At 69.7% G+C, this 3,323-nt stretch carries 1 protein-coding gene and 2 pseudogenes; all 3 read right to left on the reverse strand.

Translation table 11 applies throughout. From position 1 onward, the window contains the following. Positions 1 to 317: pseudogene (locus tag VF697_RS36460) on the reverse strand (hypothetical protein); the annotation flags it as partial. 173 nt (positions 318 to 490) lie between these two features. Then, positions 491 to 2,341: a GspE/PulE family protein gene (locus VF697_RS36465; protein WP_331102418.1), complete on the reverse strand. Its 1,851-nt coding sequence runs from the start codon at positions 2,339 to 2,341 to the stop codon at positions 491 to 493. Next, positions 2,326 to 3,323: pseudogene (locus tag VF697_RS36470) on the reverse strand (adhesin); the annotation flags it as partial. The pseudogene VF697_RS36470 and the gene VF697_RS36465, both read right to left, overlap by 16 nt.

The raw sequence follows: 3,323 nt of genomic DNA on the forward strand, positions 1-3,323 counted from the left end.
ACGCCGAGCTCGACGGTGGTGAAGGCCTTGTTCACCGCGCCGTCCTCGAGCGCCAGGGTGGTGGAGACGCGGTGCTGGAAGAAGAGGTCGCTGTAGTCACCGCCCCGGGACAGGGCCGCGGCGAGCGTCTCCCGGATGAGGTTCTCGTCGACGCCAAAGCGGGCGAAGTAGCCGACCGGATTCGACGAGCCGTCCGAGCCACCTCCCAGCCCGCCCGGGCCCGTACGCTGCGACGTCGCACAGCCACTCAACAACTCGCCCGCTCCCGCCATCACCATCGCCGTCGTGCCGTAGCCGACGAAGTCACGTCGCGTCATTCCGGTCTTTCCTCCCGACATGGCTCTCCTCTTGTGAAGGGTGCCGCGCATCCAGAGCGTAACCCCACGGCCATGCCAGTATTCCGGAAAGCCCCTCGCTCCCTCCTTGCGTGGGCTACCTGACAGAGAGCGGACCGGGCGCTCGTCTACCGCACCGGTCCGCGCTCGTGGGGTTACGACACGGACGTCATGCGCACCACCTCTTCGAACGAGGTGAGGCCCAGGGCCAGCTTGCGCACCGCCGCCTCGCGCAGGGTGCGCGTGCCGCCCCGGCGCGCCGCGTCCACCATGACCTCGTGACTCGAGCCTCGGGAGATGTGCTCCCGGAGCTCGTTGCCCAGGTTGACGATCTCGAAGGCGCCCGTGCGGCCCCAGTAGCCCGTGCCGCGGCAGCGGGCACACCCGGCGCCCTTGGCGATGCGCACGCCGCCCGGCAGCAGCGGGAGGGGCGCCCCCAGCAGGTTCAGCTCGTCCGGCGTGAGCGTCGTCGGCTGCGCGCAGTGCGGACACACCCGCCGCAGCAGGCGCTGGGCCATGATGCCGATGAGGCTCTGTGCCAGCAGGAAGGGCGGCACCCCCAGGTCCTTCAGACGCGCCACCGCGCCGATGGAGTCGTTGGTGTGCAGCGTGGAGAGCACCAGGTGGCCCGTGAGCGCGGCCTGGATGGCGTTCTCCGCCGTCTCCGCGTCTCGAATCTCACCCACCATGATGACGTCCGGGTCCTGGCGGAGGATGTGGCGCAGCGCCCCGGCGAAGTCGAGCCCCACCTTGGGCTGCACCTGCACCTGGTTGAAGCCGTCCCACACCATCTCGATGGGATCCTCGATGGTGGTGACGTTCACGTCCGGGCCGGCCACCGCCTTGAGCGCCGAGTAGAGCGTGGTCGTCTTGCCGCTGCCCGTGGGGCCGGTGACGAGGATGAGCCCGTGGGGCTGGTCGATCCAGGTCTCGAAGACGCTCTTCTCCTCCGGATCGAACCCGAGCTGGGCGATGTCCTGCACCAGCGTCTCCGGATCGAAGACACGGATGACCACCTTCTCGCCGAAGGCGGTGGGCAGCGTGGAGACGCGGAGCTCCACCTCGCGACCATCGCGCTCGGTCTTGATGCGACCGTCCTGCGGCTTGCGCTTCTCGGAGATGTCCATGCGAGAGAGCGTCTTGATGCGCGAGATGATGGGCGCGTGCACGCCCGCCGGCAGCGTGTACACGGGGTGCAGCACGCCGTCGATGCGCAGGCGCACCAGCGAGGTGGTGCGCTTGGGCTCGACGTGGATGTCCGAGGCGCGGTTGTCGAAGGCGTAGCGCATCAGGTAGTCCACCGCCTGCACCACCGGCTGGTCCGCCGCGTCCAGCTCCTGGCGACCACTGAGCGAGACGAGCTGCTCGAAGTTGCCAATCTGCGGCGAGTTGCTGGGGTTGTTGGTGAAGTCATCCGCGGCGCGCGCCAGCGTGCGCTTGAAGCCGTAGATGTCCGCGATGGCCTTGAGGATGTCCGTCTTCGAGGAGAGCACCGGCTCGATGGCCATGCCGGTGAGCACGTGCAGCCCCTCGAAGAGCTCCTTGTCGAAGGGGTTGGCCACCGCCACCAGCAGCCGGCCATCCTGACCGCGCTCCAGGGGCAGGATGACGTGCTTCTGCGCGAAGGGGCGGGACACGGTGCGGGTGGCCAGCGCCATGTCCAGCTTGAGCGGGTCCACCTTCTTGTAGCCGATGCCCGCGGCGCGGGCGGCCAGCTCGGAGATGCGATCCTCGTCGAGCGTTCCGCGGCCATCCGCCAGGGGCACCTGGAAGGCGGCCACGATCTCCACCGGGGACACCTCGTAGCGGGCCGCGTCCTTGCCCACCACGCCCTGGTTCTTGAGGACCCGGGCGCGGGCGGCTGGCTCGCGCGTGAGGATGTTCTGCGCCTGCTCGGCGGTGAGCACACGCTGAGAGACGAGCGCCTCGAGCACGAACGAGAGCGTGTAGTCGGTCTTGCTACGAGAGGATGGAGGGGGAGCGGACGAGGTCACGGGCGCTGGCAACGGCGTCTCCTGGCGGCCACGAGGAACAAAGCGAGGGCGCCCAGGAATCCCGGCGCGTTCACAGCGGAGCCCTGGCAGCCACACCCAGGGCCCGCTGTTCCACCCGAACCCGTCCCGGCGTCCGGTGGTGAGGTGACGGGGGGAGTGCCCGCATCAGGAGTACCCGGGCCCGGGCAGAGGGGGCAGGAGCCACCGTCCGTCGAGTCGCCCGCCACACACTGCCCGTTGCCGCCGCAGGTGGCGCCGGGCTGGCAGTCCGCGGTGGTACGGCAGGGAGGCATGCAAGCGGTGGCCCCCTCGGGGAAGGGCGCGCACTGCTGGCCCGAGGCGCAGGTGCCCGCGGAGCACGTCCGCACGCACATGGACGTGCCCTTGGGCCCCACCGGCTGGCACGAGGCGCCCTCCGGACAGGAGCAGGTGTTGTAGCCACAGGGCTGCGAGCAGATGCCCTGCGGGTGACCGTTGGGGTGCAGGCACTTCTGGTACGTGCCGCAATCCGCGTCCTTCTCACAGGCCTCGCCGATGGACACCCCGGGCTTCTGCTGGGGCACACAGGTGTTGTCGCAGATGCGGCAGGCATAGCCGTTGCCGCAGTCCGTGTCGGCGTTGCAGGCGGAGACGCAGACGTTGACCCCGCCTCCTCGCTCCAGGCAGACGTAACCCGGACGGCAGGTCCCACTCGTCCCGGGAGAGCAGTTCTTGAGGCAGGCCTTGCCGATCTCCATGCCGACACAGGTCGAGCCCTCGGGGCACGTCACGCCTCCGGTGTCGCACTGCTGCGTGCAGTAGCCGCCCGGCCAGGCCGTCGTCGTGGACAACTGCACCGGCGGCAGACAGACGCCCCAGGGGGAGTTGCACTGGGCCTCGGCGGTGCAGGCATTGCCCACCCGCGTGACGTAGTCGCCCATGTTCGGAAGACAGGCGGAGGAGGAGCGCGGCACCGCCGTGGACGGCTTGCACGCCAGCGGGAGCGGGCACTCAC

The sequence above is a fragment of the Archangium sp. genome (assembly GCF_036388035.1).
Taxonomy (GTDB): domain Bacteria; phylum Myxococcota; class Myxococcia; order Myxococcales; family Myxococcaceae; genus Archangium.